Here is an 18,253-nt window from a genome sequence, read left to right on the forward strand (position 1 = left end):
AAATGATCAAACTTACTTTGAATGGCGAACCGCGCGAGATCGCGGCGGCCGGGGATACGCCGCTGTTGTGGGCCCTGCGCGATGAACTGGGCCTGACAGGCACCAAATTCGGCTGCGGAGTCGCGTCCTGTGGGGCGTGTACGGTGCATGTGGACGGGGCGCCCGTACGCTCGTGCCAGACCTTCGTGGGAGACCTGGACGGGGCCACGGTGACGACGATCGAGGGTGCGCAAGACGCCACGACCGAGGCGATCCGCACAGCCTGGGTGGAGCTGGAGGTGCCGCAATGTGGCTACTGCCAGTCAGGCCAGATCCTGTCGGCGACGACGCTATTGCGGGACACGCCCAAACCAACCGACGACGATATCGACGCGGCAATGGACGGAAACCTGTGCCGTTGTGCCACCTACGCACGGATTCGCAAAGCGATCCATCGCGCATCCGAGATTATGGAGGGTTAAGATGCTCAACAGATTTATTGCACAGACCATGCCGACGCCCGCGCTCACGCGCAGGGGCTTTTTGAAACTGTCTGCCGGAGCCACGGGCGGCCTGATGTTGGGTGCCGCCCTTCGGCCCGTGTCAGCCGCAGCGCAGGGCGGCGTCGACGGGCTTGCCACGCCGTTCGTTCACATTCGCCCCGACAACACCGTGGTGGTGATCGTCAAACACCTCGACAAGGGGCAGGGAACAGCCACGGGTCTCGCCACGCTGGTCGCGGACGAACTTGATGCGGATTCGGCACAGGTCACGACAGAGTTCGCGCCCGCCAATACCGATCTCTATGCAAATACTCTGATGGGCGTGCAGGGCACGGGCGGGTCAACCGCGATGGCCAATTCCTGGCAACAGTACCGCGAGGCCGGAGCCACTGCACGCTCGATGTTGATCGCAGCAGCGGCACAGACCTGGGGCGTCGATCCCGCTGGCATCAGCATCGCGGGCGGTCAGATCACTGACGGATCACAGTCAGCCAGCCTTGGCGACATGGCCGAGACTGCCGCAGGGCAGAGCGTCCCCGAAAGCGTCACGCTCAAGACGCCTGATCAATGGGTCTATATCGGCAAGTCCTTCCCACGCGTTGACGTGGTTCGCAAATCCCAGGGTGCAACCAACATGTACGGGATGGACGTGGCCATGGAAGGGCTCGTCTACGCCGTCAGCTTGCGCAGTCCGCGTTTCGGCGGCGTACTGGCCGGTCTAGACGCCACAGAGGCGCGGGCCATGCCCGGCGTGATCGACGTGATTCAGTTGCCTGATCGGGCGACGGTGATCGCCGAGTCGACATGGCAGGCCATTCAGGCCCGCGACGCGCTGTCAGCGGAATGGGATTTTTCGCAGGCCGAAAACCGGGGAACCGAAGAGCTGCGGGCCGAATACACCGCGCTGCTGGATGAGGAAGGTATCGCATTCCACAGCGCCGTCGTATCGCAGGCCGACACTGAACAGGTGATCGAAGCGGACTACTCTTTCCCTTACCTCGCGCACACGCCGATGGAGCCAATCGACGTTACCGTTCGTTTTGACGGCACCGAAGCCACGTTCTGGACTGGATCGCAGATCCAGACTCTGGACCAGAACATAGGTGCGCAGGTGCTTGGCATTGATCCGGGTTCGGTTTCAATCGAGACCCTCTGGGGCGGCGGATCTTTCGGGCGCCGTGCGATCTACGACAGCCACTATGTGGCCGAGGCCGCAATGATCGCGAAGGCGTGGCTCGAAGCGCACGGGGATGCCCGGCCGATCAAACTGGTCTGGACCCGCGAAGACGACGTGCGCGGCGGTTATTACCGTCCGATGCACATGCACCGTGTGCGCGCCGGTCTTGACGCCGACGGCAATATCACGTCGTGGGAACAACGCGTGGTGGGGCAAGGTATCGCCATCGGAACCGCGTTCGAACAGTTCATGGTTCGGGATGGTGTCGATGCCTCTTCGGTCGAGGGCCTCGGGGAGCATTCGGCCTACACCATTCCGGGATGGTCGGTCGATATCCACCATCCGGAAGTTGGCGTGCCGGTTCTTTGGTGGCGCTCGGTCGGGCACACCCACACCGCGTATGTGGTCGAAACGATGATGGACGAACTGGCGGAAGCGGCCGGTGCCGATCCTGTGGAATTTCGCTTGCGCTATCTTACCGATCCGCGCGCGCGGGGGGTGTTGGAATTGGCGATTGACAAGGCCGGCACGGTACCGGATGGCCTCACACGGGGCATCGCGGTGCACAAGAGTTTTGGCTCTTATGTCGCCGAGGTTGCGGATGTTCGCATCCGCGAAGACGGCACCGTAAAGGTCGAGCGCGTGACCTGCGGTGTCGACTGCGGCGTGCCGATCAACCCCTCGAACATCGAAGCGCAGGTCCAGGGGGGACTGGGCTACGGTCTTTCCGCGATCCTGCGCGAGGAGATCACCCTGACCGAGGGTGAGGTAAACCAGTCGAACTTCTACGATTACACACCACTGCGGATCAGCGACATGCCGCAGGTGGATGTCCATATCGTTCAGTCGACCGAGGCCCCTACCGGCATCGGCGAGCCGGGCACACCGCCCGTTGGGCCCGCCGTGGCCAATGCCGTACGCCGGGCAACCGGCACGATTGTGCGCGAATTGCCATTTTCGCTTCATGGACTAGCCTGACCACGGACTGGCCTGGCCGAACGAATGGTCCATTGACGCGCGCTGCTTTGTGGCGCGCGTCACCTTTTTGTCTGACGCCGTGTGCCTGGATACACCAATCCAGTTTCCTTATGTCATGCCTTGAGAACTCACATTCCTTTCGCTAATAATCTAACGCGTGTTAGAATATTAGCGAAGAGAGCCAATGTCCGGACCCCTACACAACCTCAGAATTATCGAACTCGGCCATGTCATCGCCGGCCCACTTTCAGCTGCCTTGCTTTCTGATTTCGGTGCGGATGTCATCAAAGTCGAAGCACCGAACCGAACGGACATGATGCGTGACCTCGGACCCAAGGCCAAGGACGGGGTTGGTGTTTGGTGGAAGACACTGGGCCGCAACAAGCAGACTCTGGGTCTGGATTGGAAGTCGGACGAAGGCCGGGGCATTCTGCGCAAGCTGGTTGAAGGTGCCGATGTCCTTGTCGAGAATTTTCGACCAGGCGTACTTGAGCGTGCGGCCATCGGGCCGGAAATACTGCATGGGTGGAACCCGGATCTGGTTATTCTGCGCGTGTCCGGCTACGGACAGGACGGCCCGATGCGGGATGTACCTGCTTTTGGCCGTGCGGCTGAGGCCATGAGCGGTCTGGCGCATCTGACCGGTTTCACCGACGGGCCGCCGATGCATCCCGGGTTTCCGGCGGCAGATAGCACGACGGGGCTGATGGGCGCATTGGGGATCATGATCGCACTGCTTGCCCGCGAACAGGGAACCGCACGCGGTCAGGTCGTCGATCTTGCAGTGTTCGAAGCCTTGCTTCGGTTGATGGATTATCCCGTTCCTGCCCTGACGGGCGCTGATCATTCGCCGCGACGCAACGGGCTGCGCCAGCCGATGGACTTTGCGCCGGGGGGTATGTTCCGCACATCCGATGGGGTATGGCTGACCGTTTCCGCAGGAAGCGCGGAGACCGCGCAACGGCTGCTGCGCGCCGTCGGCGGTGACGCCTTGGCCGATGACCCGCGGTTCGCGACCCTTGCCGAGATGTCACACCACATGACCGTGGTTTTCGACGCCATCAATGATTTTGTCACGCAGCACACACTTGCCGAAGTTGAAACGGAATTCGCGCGTCATGATGCGGTGGCCTCGCGGGTGCTGAGCGTCGAAGATATTACAACGAACGCGCAAATCCGCCATCGTGGCGACATTGTATCGGTCGAGGGTGAGCCGACCAAGGTTATCGGCCCGGTCCCGCATCTCAGCGCCACACCGGGCGCGCTTCGGTGGCTGGGACGCGCGCCTGGTGCCGACACGCGCAGCATTCTGTGCGAGCTTGGGTTTGACGACAAACAGATCACGGCCCTTTACGAGGCGGGGATCATAGGACTGGACGGCACGAGAAACACTCCGTGACATTTCCTTTGACGGATGAGCGGAGGGAATTACGCGACCAGATCCTGTGGAGGTGTACCCGGTTCGACGGCGACTATTGATTAGAGCGCGATCGCAACGGTGGGTTTTCTCATGATCTGTACGGGGGCGATGACTGACGGTGGGTGCCTTGGGATCGGCACGCAGGAACAGGTAGATGACGCAGGTCTGGGATTGCCGAGGCGACCGTCATAATGCAGGCAATCGCGGAATTGCGGGCCGGTCTCGGCTGGGTCTCGGTAATCCTGTTGTGAGGTTTGGCACCGATGCGCAACCTGCGCGCACCTTGGAACCGATGATCGGAGAACACAAAAAGCCTGTTTCGAATACGTCCAAGTTCAAGACCGCCGCGGCGTGGCAGGGGCGGTCGACACGCCGTGCATGTGTTGAAAGTCCGGATTTCGACGGCGCAGGTTGCCGACAAGAAGACGGTTTAATCTCGTTCTACACCTCGTAGAGGCGACCACGGCATCACAGATCACCGTTAGGAGATTCGGAAACGCCAAGGTATACCACGCCAAACGGCTGACGAGAGAAACCCTCTTGTTCCGCACCGTACCAGTGACGACGCAAGTGAATTCGTTGTCAACGGGAGGAAAATGTTTGAATTTTTAATAACTTACTCGAAGAAAACGAGTTGCGGAAGTAGGCGAAATTCTTAGCTTGATTATTTTCTAACACGCGTTAGATTATCCGAATAACCCCGAATGGGGGAAAAGGGAGGAAGCGTCATGAATGAGACGCAGTTTGGGTCTTCGCGAGAAGACCTGTCAGCACGCTCGACCGTGTTTGCACGCGATCTATTCGAAGCCAAGACTGTTGTTGTCACCGGTGCGGGCGGTGGATTGGGTTTAGCCATTGCGGCCCTGTTTGCCAAGCTCGGAGCAAATCTTGCGATAAATGGACGTAACGAGGAGAAACTGGCGTCGGCCAAGGAATTTCTCGAAAGTCTGGGTGCCAAGGTCTTTGCCATGCCGATGACGATCCGTGACCCCGAACAGGTCGAAGATTTCGTAGCTGCGGTCAATCAGGAATTCGGGTCGATCGACGTTCTGGTCAACAACGCGGGAGGGCAGTTTCCGCAAGCCGCTCTGGATTTTTCTCCGAAGGGCTGGAACGCTGTCATAGATACCAATCTCAATGGCACCTGGTGGATGATGCAATCCACGGCGCGGCATTGGGTTGCGCAAAAGCAATCGGGTTCAATTGTGAACATCGTGGCCGACATCTGGCGCGGGATGCCCGGCATCGCGCATACCTGTGCGGCCCGGGCAGGTGTGGTATACCTGTCCAAATCAGTCGCCGTGGAATGGGCGCCGCATGATATCCGCGTGAACTGCGTGGCGCCCGGCTGTTGCGAAAGTACCGGTTTCGGAAACTATCCCGCTGAAGGCGCGGCAACTTTTCAGGATTCCAATCCGATGCGCCACGCCGGGGATGAATGGGATGTTGCAGAAGGCGTAGTCTATCTGGCGGCCAATTCCGGGAAATTCGTGACCGGAGAAGTTCTTAACATCGACGGCGGGCAACAAATGTGGGGTGATCCCTGGCCAACAGGGAGACCGGATTATTTCCGGATTTCCTGATACCAAGACCGAACCTAGCGAGGGACAACAGGATCCAGATGATGACGCAAAGAACAACAGATGCCGGTACCGGTGATGGGGCAATACTGGAATGTCGCGGGATCGAGCGGCGGTTTGGCGGTATCGTCGCCGTCACAGGTGTCGATCTTATCATTCAACCCAAAGAAATCTTTGGACTTGTCGGTCCGAATGGCAGCGGCAAGACAACACTTACCAACGCGATCACGGGTTTCTACCCTCCCAACGTCGGGACTGTCCGGCTGGGAGGTAAAGACATCACGGGCACCGCGCCACACAAGGTCGCAACGCTCGGGGTTGCCAGAACATTCCAGAACCTTGCCCTGTTCAACGGGATGAGCGTTCTGGATAACATTCTGCTCGGGCGACACATTCACATGAAGCCGGGGGTCATCCGCACGGCGCTTTATTGGTGGGCCGCACAGCGGGAAGAAATCGAGAACCGCAAGATCGTCGAAGAGGTGATCGAATTTCTTCAATTGGAGAGTATTCGGCACGAACTGGTCGATGGTCTGCCCATCGGACTTAAAAAGCGGGTCGAGCTTGCGCGCGCACTGGTCGCGGAACCGAAGATGCTGATTCTCGACGAACCGATGGCTGGCATGAACCAGGAAGAAAAAGGGTATATGTCCCGTTTCATTCTGGATGCGCGGGCCGAACGGGGCGTCAGCGTTCTGCTGATCGAGCACCATATGGACGTCATCATCGGCATTTGCGACCGTATGCTCGCGTTGAACTACGGTGAAATGATCGCCAGCGGCATACCGAGAGAAGTCGTAAAAGACCCAAGGGTCATTGAAGCATATGTTGGAGGTTCGCATGGCTGAGGGGACGACATTGCAAAATTCCGCCAACGAGACATTTGGAAAGCTGCTGGCGCGGAACGCGGCAAACCATGGATCGGATATCGTGGTCCGCGAGAAAGAGCGCGGCATCTGGAGAGAAAGCACCTGGGCCGACTACGTGGACGAGGTTCTGGCCTGCGCGGCCGGTCTCGAAGTGGTCGGCGTAGCGCCGGGCAAGGCCGTTTTGATACTTGGTGACAACCGTGCACGTCTATATCAGGGCATGCTTGCGATCTCGCTGCTCGGGGCTTACGCGATGCCGGCCTATCCGGGTGCTACGCTCGAAGAACTTCAGCATTTCCTCGGCGAAGTCGAAATCGTTGCGGCCTTCGCAGAAGATCAGGAACAGGTCGACAAAATTCTCGAATTGCGCAGCGCAAGTGCGAGCGGCATTGCCCACGTCATTTACGACGAAACGCGCGGGCTGGGAACATATGAAGATGACGGTCTTATGTCATGGGATCACCTGATCGAGATCGGTCAACGCGAACTTGACGGGGATGCGGGCCGCCGCGAGGCCATTCTGAACAGGGCGAAGCCCGAAGACCCGGCGATTTTCATGCACTCTTCCGGAACGACCGGCAAACCGAAAGGTATCGTGCTGAGCCAGAAGAACGTTCTAGCGGCGGCGAGGAATGGCCATGCTGCGGGCGCCTTCGACGAGAACGAGGAAATCCTCGCCTATCTGCCGATGGCCTGGGTGGGTGACTTTGCTATTACTGTCGGGGCGGCGTTGCTTTGGCGATTTACCGTGAACGTGCCGGAGCGGCAGGAAACGGTCGTGCGCGATATGCGGGAAATCGCACCTACCTTCTATTTGGCGGCACCAAGAAGTTGGGACCAGATGCTGACAACGATCCAGGTCGGCATGGAAAATTCGACTCCGTTCAAGAAATGGCTGTACCATTTCTTCATGGACCGGGCGGTTGCTGCCGAGACGCGCAAGCTGAACGGTAAGAGTGGCGGCGCGTTGGAGCCTTTGGGACGGTTCCTGGGCGAGGCGCTTGTCTTTGGTCCGATCAAGGACCAGTTCGGGATGAGCCGCCTGAAGAATGCGTTCACCGGCGGCGAGGCAATCGGCGAAGATACTTTTGTTTTCTATCGCGCCCTCGGGATCAAGCTTCGCCAGCTCTATGGCCAGACCGAAAACAGCGCGATCAACGCGATACAGGCGCCAGGAGAGGTACGCCTTCATACCGTTGGCAAACCCGCGCCGGGCGTTGAGCTGAAGATCGCGGACGATGGGGAAATCCTGATGCGTTCAGACAGTGTGTTCGAAGGCTATTTCAACAAACCCGAAGCGACTGCTGAAGCCCTCGAGGACGGGTGGCTGCATACTGGTGACGCCGGCTACATTGAGGACGATGGTCATCTCGTGGTTCTGGGCCGTGTGTCGGAAGTCATGCACACAGCCGGGGGGGAACGCTATGTGCCGAACTATATCGAGAACCGGCTGAAGTTCAGCCCTTACATCAAGGATGCGGCAGTTCTTGGTGCCGGACTGGATGAACTGACGGCGATGGTCTGCGTAGATTTCGAGGCGGTCGGACACTGGGCAGAGGTGAACGGTGTGCCGTATGTATCCTATGCCGACCTGTCGCAGCGCGACGAGGTGGCCAAGCTGCTGCACGAGGCGTTTCTGCGGGTGAACAAGGCTCTCACCGAGCCTTTGCGTCTGCAACGCTTTGTCAGCCTGCCGAAGGAATTCGACCCGGACGATGGCGAAATCACGCGAACGCGCAAACTGCGCCGCAAGGTCGTTCAGGAACGCTATGCCGACGTTGTCGCGGCACTCTACGACGGTTCAAAAGAGGTCCATGTAAGCGCCCAGGTGACTTACGAGACCGGAGAAGTAGGGAAGGTCGAAAAGAGCCTTCCCATCAGGGAGGTATGAATGGATTGGGTCTTTCTAGCAGAGCTTGCGATAAACGGCGCCTTGACGGGTCTGCTATATTCGCTTTTCGCCATCGGCCTCGTGCTGATTTACAAGGCGTCCTCGGTGCCCAACCTGGCACAGGGCGGGCTGACAATGGTCGGGGCTTATGTGGTTCTCGCTCTTTCACATGATGCGGGTCTGCCGCTCTGGCTCGCGATCCCGCTTGCTGCGGTGATCATGTTCGGCCTGGGATTCGGCATCGAGCGTGTCGCGCTGCGCCGGCTCGCCGGTCGCCCGGTCATTATGATCCTGATGCTGACGCTGGGTCTCGATATTTTCCTGCGGGGCACAACGCTTGCGATCTGGGGCGGGACGTCCCGGTCGATGGAACTGGGGGTCAGCTATGAACCGCTGTTTCTGGGCGATCTTTTCATCAGTCGGATCCACCTTGTCGGCGCCGGGGTCGCGATCGCACTCTTTGTCGGTTTCATGGTGTTTTTCCGCAGCCGCACGGGCATCAAATTGCGGGCGATCGCGGATGATTACATGGCGTCGTGGTCGGTCGGGATTTCAGTCGAGCGCGGCGTCGGACTCTCCTGGGCCCTTGCTTCGGTGGTGGCCGTGGCCGCAGGCGTCATCTGGGGCGAGATTCAGGGCGTGGACCAGGCGCTGTCGTTGTTGCTGCTCAAAGGTCTGACGGTGGCTGTTCTGGGTGGCCTCGACAGCATTCTGGGTGCCGTGATCGCCGGCATCATCCTCGGTATCCTGGAAAATGTGGGCGCCGACTTCCTCGATCCGCTTGTCGGAGGCGGAAGCCGGGAACTCATCGTCGCCGCCGTGCTCATACTTACAGTGATGATCCGTCCGCATGGACTGTTCGGTCGTCACGAAATTGAAAGGGTGTAAGGGATGTTTTTCCGACTTTCCGGTGTCCATCATGCCAATTATGTCTCGGACAGCCGTGTATTCAAGATACCTGCTGACCGGAACCTGGCCATGTTCGTCTTCCTGTTCGGACTTGCGGCACCGTTCATCGTTCCGTCGCTCTATCTGAACAGTTACATGCTCCCATGGCTGATCTGGACGGCCGCCGCGCTTGGGCTGAACCTTGTGACGGGGTGGGCCGGACAGCTTCATCTGGGGTATGCTGCGGTCATGGCTGTGGGTGCGTATTCCGCGATCCATGCGGTGCGGTTCGGCATCCCTTGGGAATTCGCGCTCATCATCGGCGGGTTGTCATCGTCGGTGATCGGCAGCCTGTTCGCCTTCGCTGCATTGCGGGTCAAAGGTCTCTATCTTGCGCTTACGACGCTGGCGATGCAGTTCGTCATGGACTGGGTGCTGACTCACTCACCCGCGATTACGGGGGGCTCCCACGCATCGCTGCAATCTCCGACACTGGCACTGCTCGGGCAGGAGATCACCTCTGACGCGGGCTATTACTATGTCGCCTTCGGCTGGTGCGTACTGGTGACGATCTTTATGCTGAATCTGAAACGTACCGGACTGGGGCGGGCGTTGGTCGCCGTACGTGAAAAGGACTTCGCCGCCGCGATCCTGGGGGTGAACAGTTTCTACTACAAGATCCTCGCCTTCGCGACGTCGTCCTTTATTGCGGGCGTCAGTGGTGCCTTGCTGGTTGCGACATTCTTCTTCCTCGCCGCGCCGGAACAGTTTTCGGTGACAGTTTCAATCCAGGTGCTGGCGATGGTGATCGTCGGCGGGCTGGGAAGTATCATCGGGTCCTACTTCGGCGTTGCCCTGATCCTGCTCGTGCCGGGTGTGGTGAACGGGCTATTTTCGACGGCGAGCCAGTCGCTTGGAATGCAGATCAACGTCGAAACGCTCGCCCATATCCCGAACGCCGTCTATGGCGCGCTGATTGTCGTAATTCTTCTGATCGAACCTTTGGGGCTTGGAAAGCTCTACGGCAATATCAGGGACTATCTGATGGTCTGGCCCTTCGATCAGCTCAGGAAGTAAAGAGGAATGACGATGGATAAAAAGGTCGAAGCCCAGCCCATACTGTCGATGAACAGTGTCGAGGTGCTGTATGACAACGTGATGCTGGCAATCAAGGGTGTCTCGATTCAGGTGCCGAAGGGCGAGATGATCGCGCTTCTGGGTTCCAACGGAGCGGGTAAAAGCACCACTTTGAAAGCGATCAGCGGTCTTTTGAAAGCTGAAAGAGGACGTGTCAGCCGGGGTGAAATCAAATTCGAAGGCACCGACATTACCGAGATGCTCGCACAAAAGCGCGTGGAGATGGGTATTTGCCATGTCATCGAGGGCCGGCGTGTCTTTGAACACCTCACCCCGGACGAGAACCTGACAGCAGCCGCACCGATGGGCATGTCCCGATCAGAACTGGATGGGGAAAAGGAGAAGATATACAATTATTTCCCCCGCCTAGCGGAGCGGAGCAATTCGCTTTCCGGCTATCTGTCGGGCGGAGAACAGCAAATGCTGGCCATTGGTCGCGCGCTGGTGACCCAGCCGAGCCTGCTGATGCTGGATGAGCCGAGCCTTGGTCTTGCGCCCTTCCTGGTAGCCGAGATCTTTGGCATACTTCAAAAAATCAACCAGGAAGAAGGTATGTCGGTGCTCTTGGTAGAACAGAACGCCCTTGCCGCTCTGGAGATCGTCTCAGAAGGATATCTGATCGAGAACGGTCGTGTTGTCATGAACGGCACAGCGGCGGCCCTCAAATCCAACTCCGACATTCAGGAATTCTATCTCGGAGGTGGTGAAGGTACGGATTTCCACAATGTCAAACACTACAGCCGACGCAAACGTTGGTTGAGTTGAGGTTCCAAACAGGCACTGTTCAGGGAGGAAGAAATGAGATTACTTACTAAGACGTTAACCGTAATATCCATGTTGGGTGGCTTGACTGCCGGGACACAGGTTCTGGCCGAGCCATTCAAGGTGGGTGTCTGCTACGATCTCAGCAAGGCATATACTTTCGCCACACCGCAGGTTTCGCAGGCCGCGTTGGATCTGGCAAAGCTCATAAACAAGAAGGGCGGTATCGGTGGTGAGCCGGTGGAAGTCATCGTGCGCGACCACGGAAACGAACCACAGCGCGGAATCGAATGCTATTCAAGGCTCAGCCGCGAGGGTGTCTTTGTCTTCGATACGCTGTCCACACCGGTGTCCCTGGCAATTCTGCCGCGCGCCATGGAAGACGGACGCATTCTGATGCAGTCGCTTGTCGGTCGCGGCGATGCCGTGGATGGCACTGTCTTTGACTGGGTTTATCCAATCGGACCGACCTATTGGGGCCAGGCCGCCAACGATGTTGCCTACATCAAACAATTGCACGACGGCGATCTGTCCGACGTGAAGGTCGGATTCGTGTATTTCGATTATCCATTCGGTCAGGAGCCGATCGAAATTCTCCAGACCCTGTCCGAGAAAGAGGGTTTTGAGCTGGAACTTTATCCGGTTCCGCTGCCCGGCAGCGATCAGGCCGGTGTCTGGTCCAAGGTGCGCCGCGACAAGCCTGATCATGTGATTGTCTGGATGCTGGGCGGAGCGCATGTGGTTGCGTCCAAGGAGATGCAGCGCAATCGCATTCCTATGGAGAAATACATTTCGGTCAACTGGCTGAACGAGGTCGACATCGCCAATATCGGCAACGAGGCAGCCATCGGTCTCAAGCGCGGAACCAACGTGGTGGGCGGCCAGGACGTTGCCTTGCGCCAAGAGATGATCACCGAGCTCTATGACAAGGGAGAGGGCTCCGGCCCACTGGAGAAAACAGAGGACGTTTTCTACAATACCGGGCTGGCGATGTATTCGATCGTATTCGAGGCTGCGCGCAGGGCGGCGGAGGCCGAGGGCCTTCCGATCACGGCGCAGTCCTACAAGGCGGCTCTGGAGACGCTCGAAGATTATGACGCCAACGGACTGATGGCGCCGATTACAGTGACAGCAGAGGATCACGGCGGCGGCGGCAAGACCCGGATCGAGATGTGGGACGGCGAAACCTGGGTTCCGCAAACCGACTGGATCTCGGAATACAGCGATGTCGTGTGGGATGTGGTCAAGGAAAGTTCCTCGAAATACGGAGAGTGACCACGTTCCCAGAAGGGTCGGCGTATACGAGCGGCAGCGCGCCCGAACAACAATAAGCCGCCAAATTTTTATCAACGGGAGAGAAAAGATGAAGATCAAACAACATATCAAGGCGGTGGCACTCACCGCTGCGCTGGCGACTGGCGCAACGATGGCGTCAGCGCAGGACAAGGAACCGATCCGGTTCGGACTGTGCTTCGACCTCAGCAAGTCGTACACCTTCATTTCGCCACAAGTCGCCCAGGCCGCACAGGACCTTGCGATGTACACGAACGAAAACGGAGGCATCGAAGGCCATCCGGTTGAGATCGTCGTGCGCGATCACGGCAACGAACCCCAGCGCGGCGTGGAATGTTACGAGCAGCTCAAGCGCGACGGTGTTTTCATCTTCAACTTTCTGTCCACACCGGTCACGAACGCTGTACTTCCGCGCGCCATGAAGGACGGCAATGTTCTGATGCAGTCGTTCGTCGGCCGTGGCGACGCGGTGGACGGCGAAGTGTTTGAATGGGTTTTCCCGGTAGGTCCGACCTACTGGCAGCAGGCTGCAAACGACGTCGCCTTCATCAAAAATCAAATGGACGGCGATCTGGGGGACGCGAAGATCGGCTTCGTCTATCTGGACTATCCGTTCGGCCAGGAGCCGATCGAAATCCTGAAAACCCTCTCCGAGAAAGAAGGCTTTGAGTTGGAACTCTATCCGGTACCGCTGCCGGGTTCGGATCAGTCCGGCGCATGGAGCAAGATCCGCCGCGACAAGCCTGACTATGTAATCAGCTGGCTGCTGGCCGGCGGTCATGTGGTCGCCTCCAAGGAAATGCGCCGCAACCGCTTTCCGATCGACCGCTATCTCTCGGTCAATTGGCTGAACGAAGTCGACATCGCCAACATCGGCGCGGAAGAGGCGAAGGGCATCCTTCGCGGGACCAACGTGGCCGGTGGCCAGGAAGTCCCAATCGTGAAAACGATGCTGGAAACCTACTATGCCAACGGCAAAGGCAGCGGACCCGAAAGCCTGGTGCGCGATGTGTACTACAACACCGGCATGGCGATCTATTCCGCTGGTTTCGAAGCCGCGCGCATCGCAATTACCGAGAATGGCTGGCCGATCACACCGGAAAGCATGAAGAATGCCTATGAATCGATCGAGAACTTCGATGGCGATGGCGTCATGGCTCCGGTCACCGTAACCGGCGAGGACCACGGTGGCGGCGGCAAGACCCGCGTTGAGCAGTGGGATGGCGAAACTTGGGTTCCGCTGACCGACTGGAGCGCCGACTACCTCGACGTGGTGTGGGACGTGATCAAGGAAAGCTCCGAAAAGTTCACAGTCGAATGAACCAGACCTTCCCCGCGACAGTAGTGTCGCGGGGAAACCTTTCACCGCCATTCGCATCAAGCAGATGCCAAAGAGACGAAGCAGTTATCATGAGCCCAATCGAAGTGACAATTGAAGACGGCATTGCGACCGTCTGTATCAACCGGCCCGAGCGCAAGAATGCATTGTCCGTCGCCGCGACGAACGGTCTGACCGATGCCTGGGAGAAAATCGAAGCGGATGACTCCATCCGGGTAGCCATTCTGACATCGTCCGATTGCGGTGTGTTCAGCGCCGGACTGGACCTCAAGGAAGCAACCCAGATCGCGCGGGACGAGGGCGTCGATATCCTGAGCAAGATGCGCGATCCGTTTCACGAAACCATGCGCGCTTGCAAAAAGCCGATCATCGCTGCCATGACCGGATCCTTGATGGCCGGTGGTATGATGTTGACACTGAACTGCGATCTTCGGGTCGGCCTCAAAGGCACCAAGGTGGGCATTACCGAAGTGAAGATCGGGCGCGGGTCGCCTTGGGCGGCTCCGGCGCTGTCGATGCTGCCACAGCCCATTCTCATGGAAATTGTTCTGACCGGTGATCTGATGCCGATCGAGCGGCTGCATGATTACGGGTTTACCAATTATCTCGAAGATACGCCCGACGACGTGCGTGCGCGGGCATATGCCCTTGCCAAACGAATCGCCGGTATGGCCCCGCTTTCTGTTGTGGCGGCAAAGGGCAGCGTTCGCGCCACCATGGATCTGGGCTGTGCAGACGGTCTGGAAGAGGGCAAGCGCCTGCATGAGGTCGTTTATGCCAGCAATGACGCGATCGAAGGCCCTAAGGCTTTCGCCGAAAAACGCGATCCGGTCTGGACCGGGACATGACGAAGGTCGACAAGACCGAGCTGATCCGCCTCGAAAGGGATGGCTCTGTCGGCATCCTGCGCTTTCTGCAGTCCGACAAACGCAACCCTTACAGCATTGCCTTTGCCGAGGAATTGGTAACGCAACTGCACGCAGCCGAACGGGACGATACGATCCGGGCCGTGGTGATGACCGGTGGCGATCATTTCAGCAGCGGTGGAGATCTCGTCGGTTTCCAGTCCGAAATCACCAAGGGGGCCAGGGCCACGTCCGAAATGATCGACGAGGTTCATGAAGGCGGGCGGGCTGCATATCGCTTTCGCAAACCATTGATTTCCGCCGTCTGCGGGGTGGCCTATGGTGCCGGTCTGAGCCTGGCGCTGTCGGCGGATATTGTCGTCGCGGCCGAAGACGCCCGGTTGTGCGAGGTTTTTGCCCGTGTGGGCGGCTGCCCAGACACCGGGTCGAGCTGGTTGCTTCAGCAACGCGCCGGCGCGGGGGTGGCGCGCATGCTTGTGCTTACCGGTCGGGAGATCGACGGTCGCACCGCCAAAGATCTGCGGGTTGTGGAAGAATGCGTTCCGGCCGATCAGGTCGAAGCACGGGCGCTTGACACCGCCCGCGAGATTGCCCGACATCCAATGTTCGGAGTTCAGACAGCCAAGCGGGTGATGCGCGCCGCGGCGGAATGCGGCTATCTCGAAGCATTGGATATCGAGCGGGATGCCCAGAGTATTCTGCTCTGCGCGCATGACTTTCCGGAAGCCATGAAGGCGTTTTCCGAAAAACGAAAGCCTGAATTCAAAGACCGGTAAAGCCGTCGAATAAACGTCAGGAACGTGACAGGACCGCAGATGAATGTACCCGTACCGGGAAGCCGGGACGGTGAACCGGAAGAAACTGCAGTCGAATTGCCGCCAAGAAGGAAACGCGGTTGGAAAACGGGGCAAACGCAAGCGCCCTGTGCGCATCAGCGCGCCGATGCGGTTCAAGGTTGTGATCGACAGGGATGGGGAAGCACATGCCTTCGAAGACAGGGATTTTGATCCGGTCCCAAGACACTGACCCCCAATACCAAACACTTAAAGAACGCCCGCTGATCGCAGCGAGTCTTTTTGATAAGGTGGTAGGGATATTGGTATCAGTTTCGAGATTTTCGTGAGGCGCAAGTCTGCGCAAGGCAACTGCTTTGCTCACACGGGCTCTCGATCGTTGTCAAAAAACAAAACACTTGTTAGATTCCGGCGGGATACCAACAAGGCTGAACAGGAAAAGAAACATGTCACTGATCAAGGACACAACAACTTGGGCTTCCGATGAACATAAGATGTTCGCGGACAGTACACGCAAACTGTTTGAGGCCGAAATGGCCCCGAATGTCGATAAATGGGCGGAACAGGGTATTGTCGACCGCGCGTTCTGGAAAACGGTTGGCCAGCAGGGCGTTATGGGTGGCGCGATCGCCGAAGACTACGGCGGGTCCGGCGGCGACATCGCATTTGATGCGATTGCCATTTACGAGCAGGGGCGCGTCGGAGACACGGGTTGGGGCTATGGCATCCAGACCATCGTTATCCATTACATCAACGCCTACGGCAGCGAAGAGCAGAAATCGAAGTGGTTGCCGCGGCTGATCAGCGGCGACAGTGTTGCGGCCATCGCCATGACCGAACCGGGAACGGGGTCCGATCTCCAGAACGTCCAGACCTATGCTGAAAAGGACGGCAACCACTACAAGATCAACGGCTCGAAGATCTTTATCACCAACGGACATACCGCCGATCTTATCGTGGTCGTGGCCAAGACGGATCGCGGCGCCGGTGCGAAGGGCGTGTCACTGATCGTTCTTGAAACCGAGGAAGCGGAAGGCTTTCGCCGTGGGCGGAACCTCAAGAAGCTGGGCATGAAGGGATCCGACACAGCCGAGCTTTTCTTTGAGAATGTGCGCGTGCCCACCGCCAACTTGCTTGGCCCGGAAGAAGGGCAGGGGTTTTACCAGTTGATGAAGCAACTGCCGTGGGAGCGGCTGATGATCGGCATCACGGCGCTTGGCTTCATTGACTTCGCAATCGCCGAAACGGTCAAATACGTTCAGGATCGCAAGGCGTTCGGTAACCGGATCATGGATTTCCAGAATACCCGGTTCAAACTTGCGGAATGCAAGACCAAGGCCGAATTGCTGCGCACGTTTGTCAATGACGGCATAACGCGGCTTGAGGCAGGCCAGCTTGATGCGGCGACGGCATCAATGGCGAAATGGTGGGGTAGCCAGACACAAAATGAGGTCATGCATGAATGCCTACAGCTCCACGGTGGCTACGGCTTCATGATGGAGTTCCCGATTGCCCGTCTTTATGCCGACAGCCGGGTCCAGATGATCTACGGTGGTACAAACGAGATCATGAAGGAGCTGATCGCGCGTTCAATGGACGTTTGATTCCGCCGGGTCCGGCCCCAGAATCTCTTTACTATGCTCGCCCAGGCGAGGCGCAGGACAGTGATCGTGCCGCGCAGGTGTCGCCGAGAAATGAATCGGCGGGCGTGTTGTCCAGATTGTACCTTCGGTCGGATGATCAATTTGCTGAAAGAAACCGGTCGCGGCAAGATGCGGGTCGCTTGGCAGGTCCGACAGGTTGCGGACCGGCATGGCGGGAATGTCTGCTTGCTCCATCAGGGTAAGCCACTCTTCCGTCGATCGTGTCAGTGCAATCTGGGCCACCATATCGTATACCGCGCCGATGTTGCGGCTGCGGGTATCCATATCGGTCACCCAGGGATGTTCGACCATGTCGTTCCGATCAACCACTTGGAAGAACCTGGTCCACTGTACGTTGGTGTAGGGTAAAATCGTGATGTAGCCGTCTGTCGTCTGAACCGGGCGGCGGTGGGGCACCAGCATCCGTGAGTAACCAAAACTCTGCGGCGTGTCTTCGAACGTGGCCGCATCCATATGTTCGGCCAACAGAAACGCCGTCAAAGTCTCGAACATCGGCACTTCGACATGCTGGGCCTCGCCGGTGCGCTGACGGTGGAACAGCGCGGACATCACGGCATAGGCCGCCGTCACCCCGCCAAGCTTGTCGGCGAGGATTGTCGGCGCATAGGCCGGCGCAGCGTCGGGGTCGCGCAGCGTTGCTAGGCTGGCGAACCCCGAAACCGACTGGACAATGTCGTCGAAGGCGGGTTTGGCGGCATAGGGACCGTCCTGGCCGAAACCGGTGGCGGATACCGTGATCAGGTCCGGATACGCGCGACGCAGCGTTTCGGGATCCAGCGATAATCGGGCAAGCGCCGCAGGCCGGATGCTCGAAATCATTACGTCGGCATCTTTCAGCAGCTTGCGCAACTGATCTTGCCCGGTTCTCTCCTTCAGGTCGAGAACCACACTACGCTTGTTACGGTTGGCACCCAGAAAGGCGGCCCCCATCAACTTGTTGTTTGATGGCTGGACCTGCCGCAAAAGATCGCCCTCAGGGGCTTCCACCTTGATCACATCAGCCCCCAGATCGCCCAGCATCTGCGTAGCCAAGGGGCCGAACACCACTGACGTCAGGTCGATGATCCTGACACCCTCCAGGATTGCGGTGTTCTTTGCGGTGGTCATTTGCAG

General features: G+C 58.4%; 16 protein-coding genes. 15 read left to right on the forward strand and 1 reads right to left on the reverse strand.

Going from position 1 to position 18,253, the window contains the following annotated elements; translation table 11 throughout:
- The first annotated feature begins 2 nt into the window (after positions 1 to 2).
- From AC13DE_RS07610 to AC13DE_RS07680, 15 genes are all read left to right on the forward strand, one after another.
- Positions 3 to 461: a (2Fe-2S)-binding protein gene (locus AC13DE_RS07610; RefSeq protein ID WP_114865604.1), complete on the forward strand. Its 459-nt coding sequence runs from the start codon at positions 3 to 5 to the stop codon at positions 459 to 461.
- 1 nt (position 462) lies between these two features.
- Entirely contained in the window at positions 463 to 2,637 is a 2,175-nt protein-coding gene (locus tag AC13DE_RS07615) for a xanthine dehydrogenase family protein molybdopterin-binding subunit (RefSeq protein ID WP_243251845.1), read from the forward strand.
- 184 nt (positions 2,638 to 2,821) lie between these two features.
- A complete protein-coding gene (locus AC13DE_RS07620) occupies positions 2,822 to 4,036 on the forward strand; it encodes a CaiB/BaiF CoA transferase family protein (RefSeq protein ID WP_114865602.1) in 1,215 nt (404 codons plus the stop codon).
- Between the two features lie 175 nt (positions 4,037 to 4,211).
- Positions 4,212 to 4,511, forward strand: a complete 300-nt coding sequence (locus AC13DE_RS07625) for a hypothetical protein (protein WP_114865601.1) — start codon at positions 4,212 to 4,214, stop codon at positions 4,509 to 4,511.
- Positions 4,512 to 4,785: 274 nt separating this feature from the next.
- Entirely contained in the window at positions 4,786 to 5,640 is an 855-nt protein-coding gene (locus AC13DE_RS07630; protein ID WP_114865600.1) for an SDR family oxidoreductase, read from the forward strand.
- Between the two features lie 38 nt (positions 5,641 to 5,678).
- On the forward strand, positions 5,679 to 6,485 hold the full coding sequence (locus AC13DE_RS07635; protein WP_206338415.1) for an ABC transporter ATP-binding protein: 807 nt from the start codon (positions 5,679 to 5,681) through the stop codon (positions 6,483 to 6,485).
- A complete protein-coding gene (locus tag AC13DE_RS07640) occupies positions 6,478 to 8,397 on the forward strand; it encodes an AMP-dependent synthetase/ligase (protein WP_240790889.1) in 1,920 nt (639 codons plus the stop codon). The genes AC13DE_RS07635 and AC13DE_RS07640 overlap by 8 nt, the downstream gene beginning before the upstream one ends.
- Entirely contained in the window at positions 8,398 to 9,285 is an 888-nt protein-coding gene (locus AC13DE_RS07645) for a branched-chain amino acid ABC transporter permease (protein ID WP_037931546.1), read from the forward strand. It abuts the gene before it with no gap.
- Between the two features lie 3 nt (positions 9,286 to 9,288).
- Positions 9,289 to 10,362 carry a branched-chain amino acid ABC transporter permease gene (locus tag AC13DE_RS07650; protein WP_037931550.1) on the forward strand — a complete coding sequence of 358 codons (1,074 nt, stop codon included), beginning with the start codon at positions 9,289 to 9,291 and terminating at the stop codon, positions 10,360 to 10,362.
- Between the two features lie 12 nt (positions 10,363 to 10,374).
- The gene (locus AC13DE_RS07655) at positions 10,375 to 11,187 is read left to right on the forward strand and encodes an ABC transporter ATP-binding protein (protein ID WP_037931553.1); all 813 of its coding nucleotides are present in this window, start codon (positions 10,375 to 10,377) and stop codon (positions 11,185 to 11,187) included.
- Between the two features lie 33 nt (positions 11,188 to 11,220).
- Complete coding sequence (locus AC13DE_RS07660) at positions 11,221 to 12,459, forward strand: ABC transporter substrate-binding protein (RefSeq protein ID WP_348183991.1); 1,239 nt, start codon at positions 11,221 to 11,223, stop codon at positions 12,457 to 12,459.
- Between the two features lie 88 nt (positions 12,460 to 12,547).
- A complete protein-coding gene (locus tag AC13DE_RS07665; RefSeq protein WP_114865596.1) occupies positions 12,548 to 13,798 on the forward strand; it encodes an ABC transporter substrate-binding protein in 1,251 nt (416 codons plus the stop codon).
- A gap of 89 nt (positions 13,799 to 13,887) precedes the next feature.
- A complete protein-coding gene (locus AC13DE_RS07670; RefSeq protein ID WP_114865595.1) occupies positions 13,888 to 14,664 on the forward strand; it encodes an enoyl-CoA hydratase/isomerase family protein in 777 nt (258 codons plus the stop codon).
- Positions 14,661 to 15,458 carry an enoyl-CoA hydratase/isomerase family protein gene (locus AC13DE_RS07675; protein ID WP_114865594.1) on the forward strand — a complete coding sequence of 266 codons (798 nt, stop codon included), beginning with the start codon at positions 14,661 to 14,663 and terminating at the stop codon, positions 15,456 to 15,458. The genes AC13DE_RS07670 and AC13DE_RS07675 overlap by 4 nt, the downstream gene beginning before the upstream one ends.
- Positions 15,459 to 15,922: 464 nt before the next feature.
- A complete protein-coding gene (locus AC13DE_RS07680) occupies positions 15,923 to 17,080 on the forward strand; it encodes an acyl-CoA dehydrogenase family protein (RefSeq protein WP_037929972.1) in 1,158 nt (385 codons plus the stop codon).
- Here AC13DE_RS07680 and AC13DE_RS07685 read toward each other — a convergent pair.
- A complete protein-coding gene (locus tag AC13DE_RS07685) occupies positions 17,066 to 18,247 on the reverse strand; it encodes a CaiB/BaiF CoA transferase family protein (protein WP_483047520.1) in 1,182 nt (393 codons plus the stop codon). The genes AC13DE_RS07680 and AC13DE_RS07685 overlap by 15 nt on opposite strands.
- Between the last annotated feature and the right edge of the window lie 6 nt (positions 18,248 to 18,253).

The organism is Sulfitobacter sp. L-8, assembly GCF_056859255.1.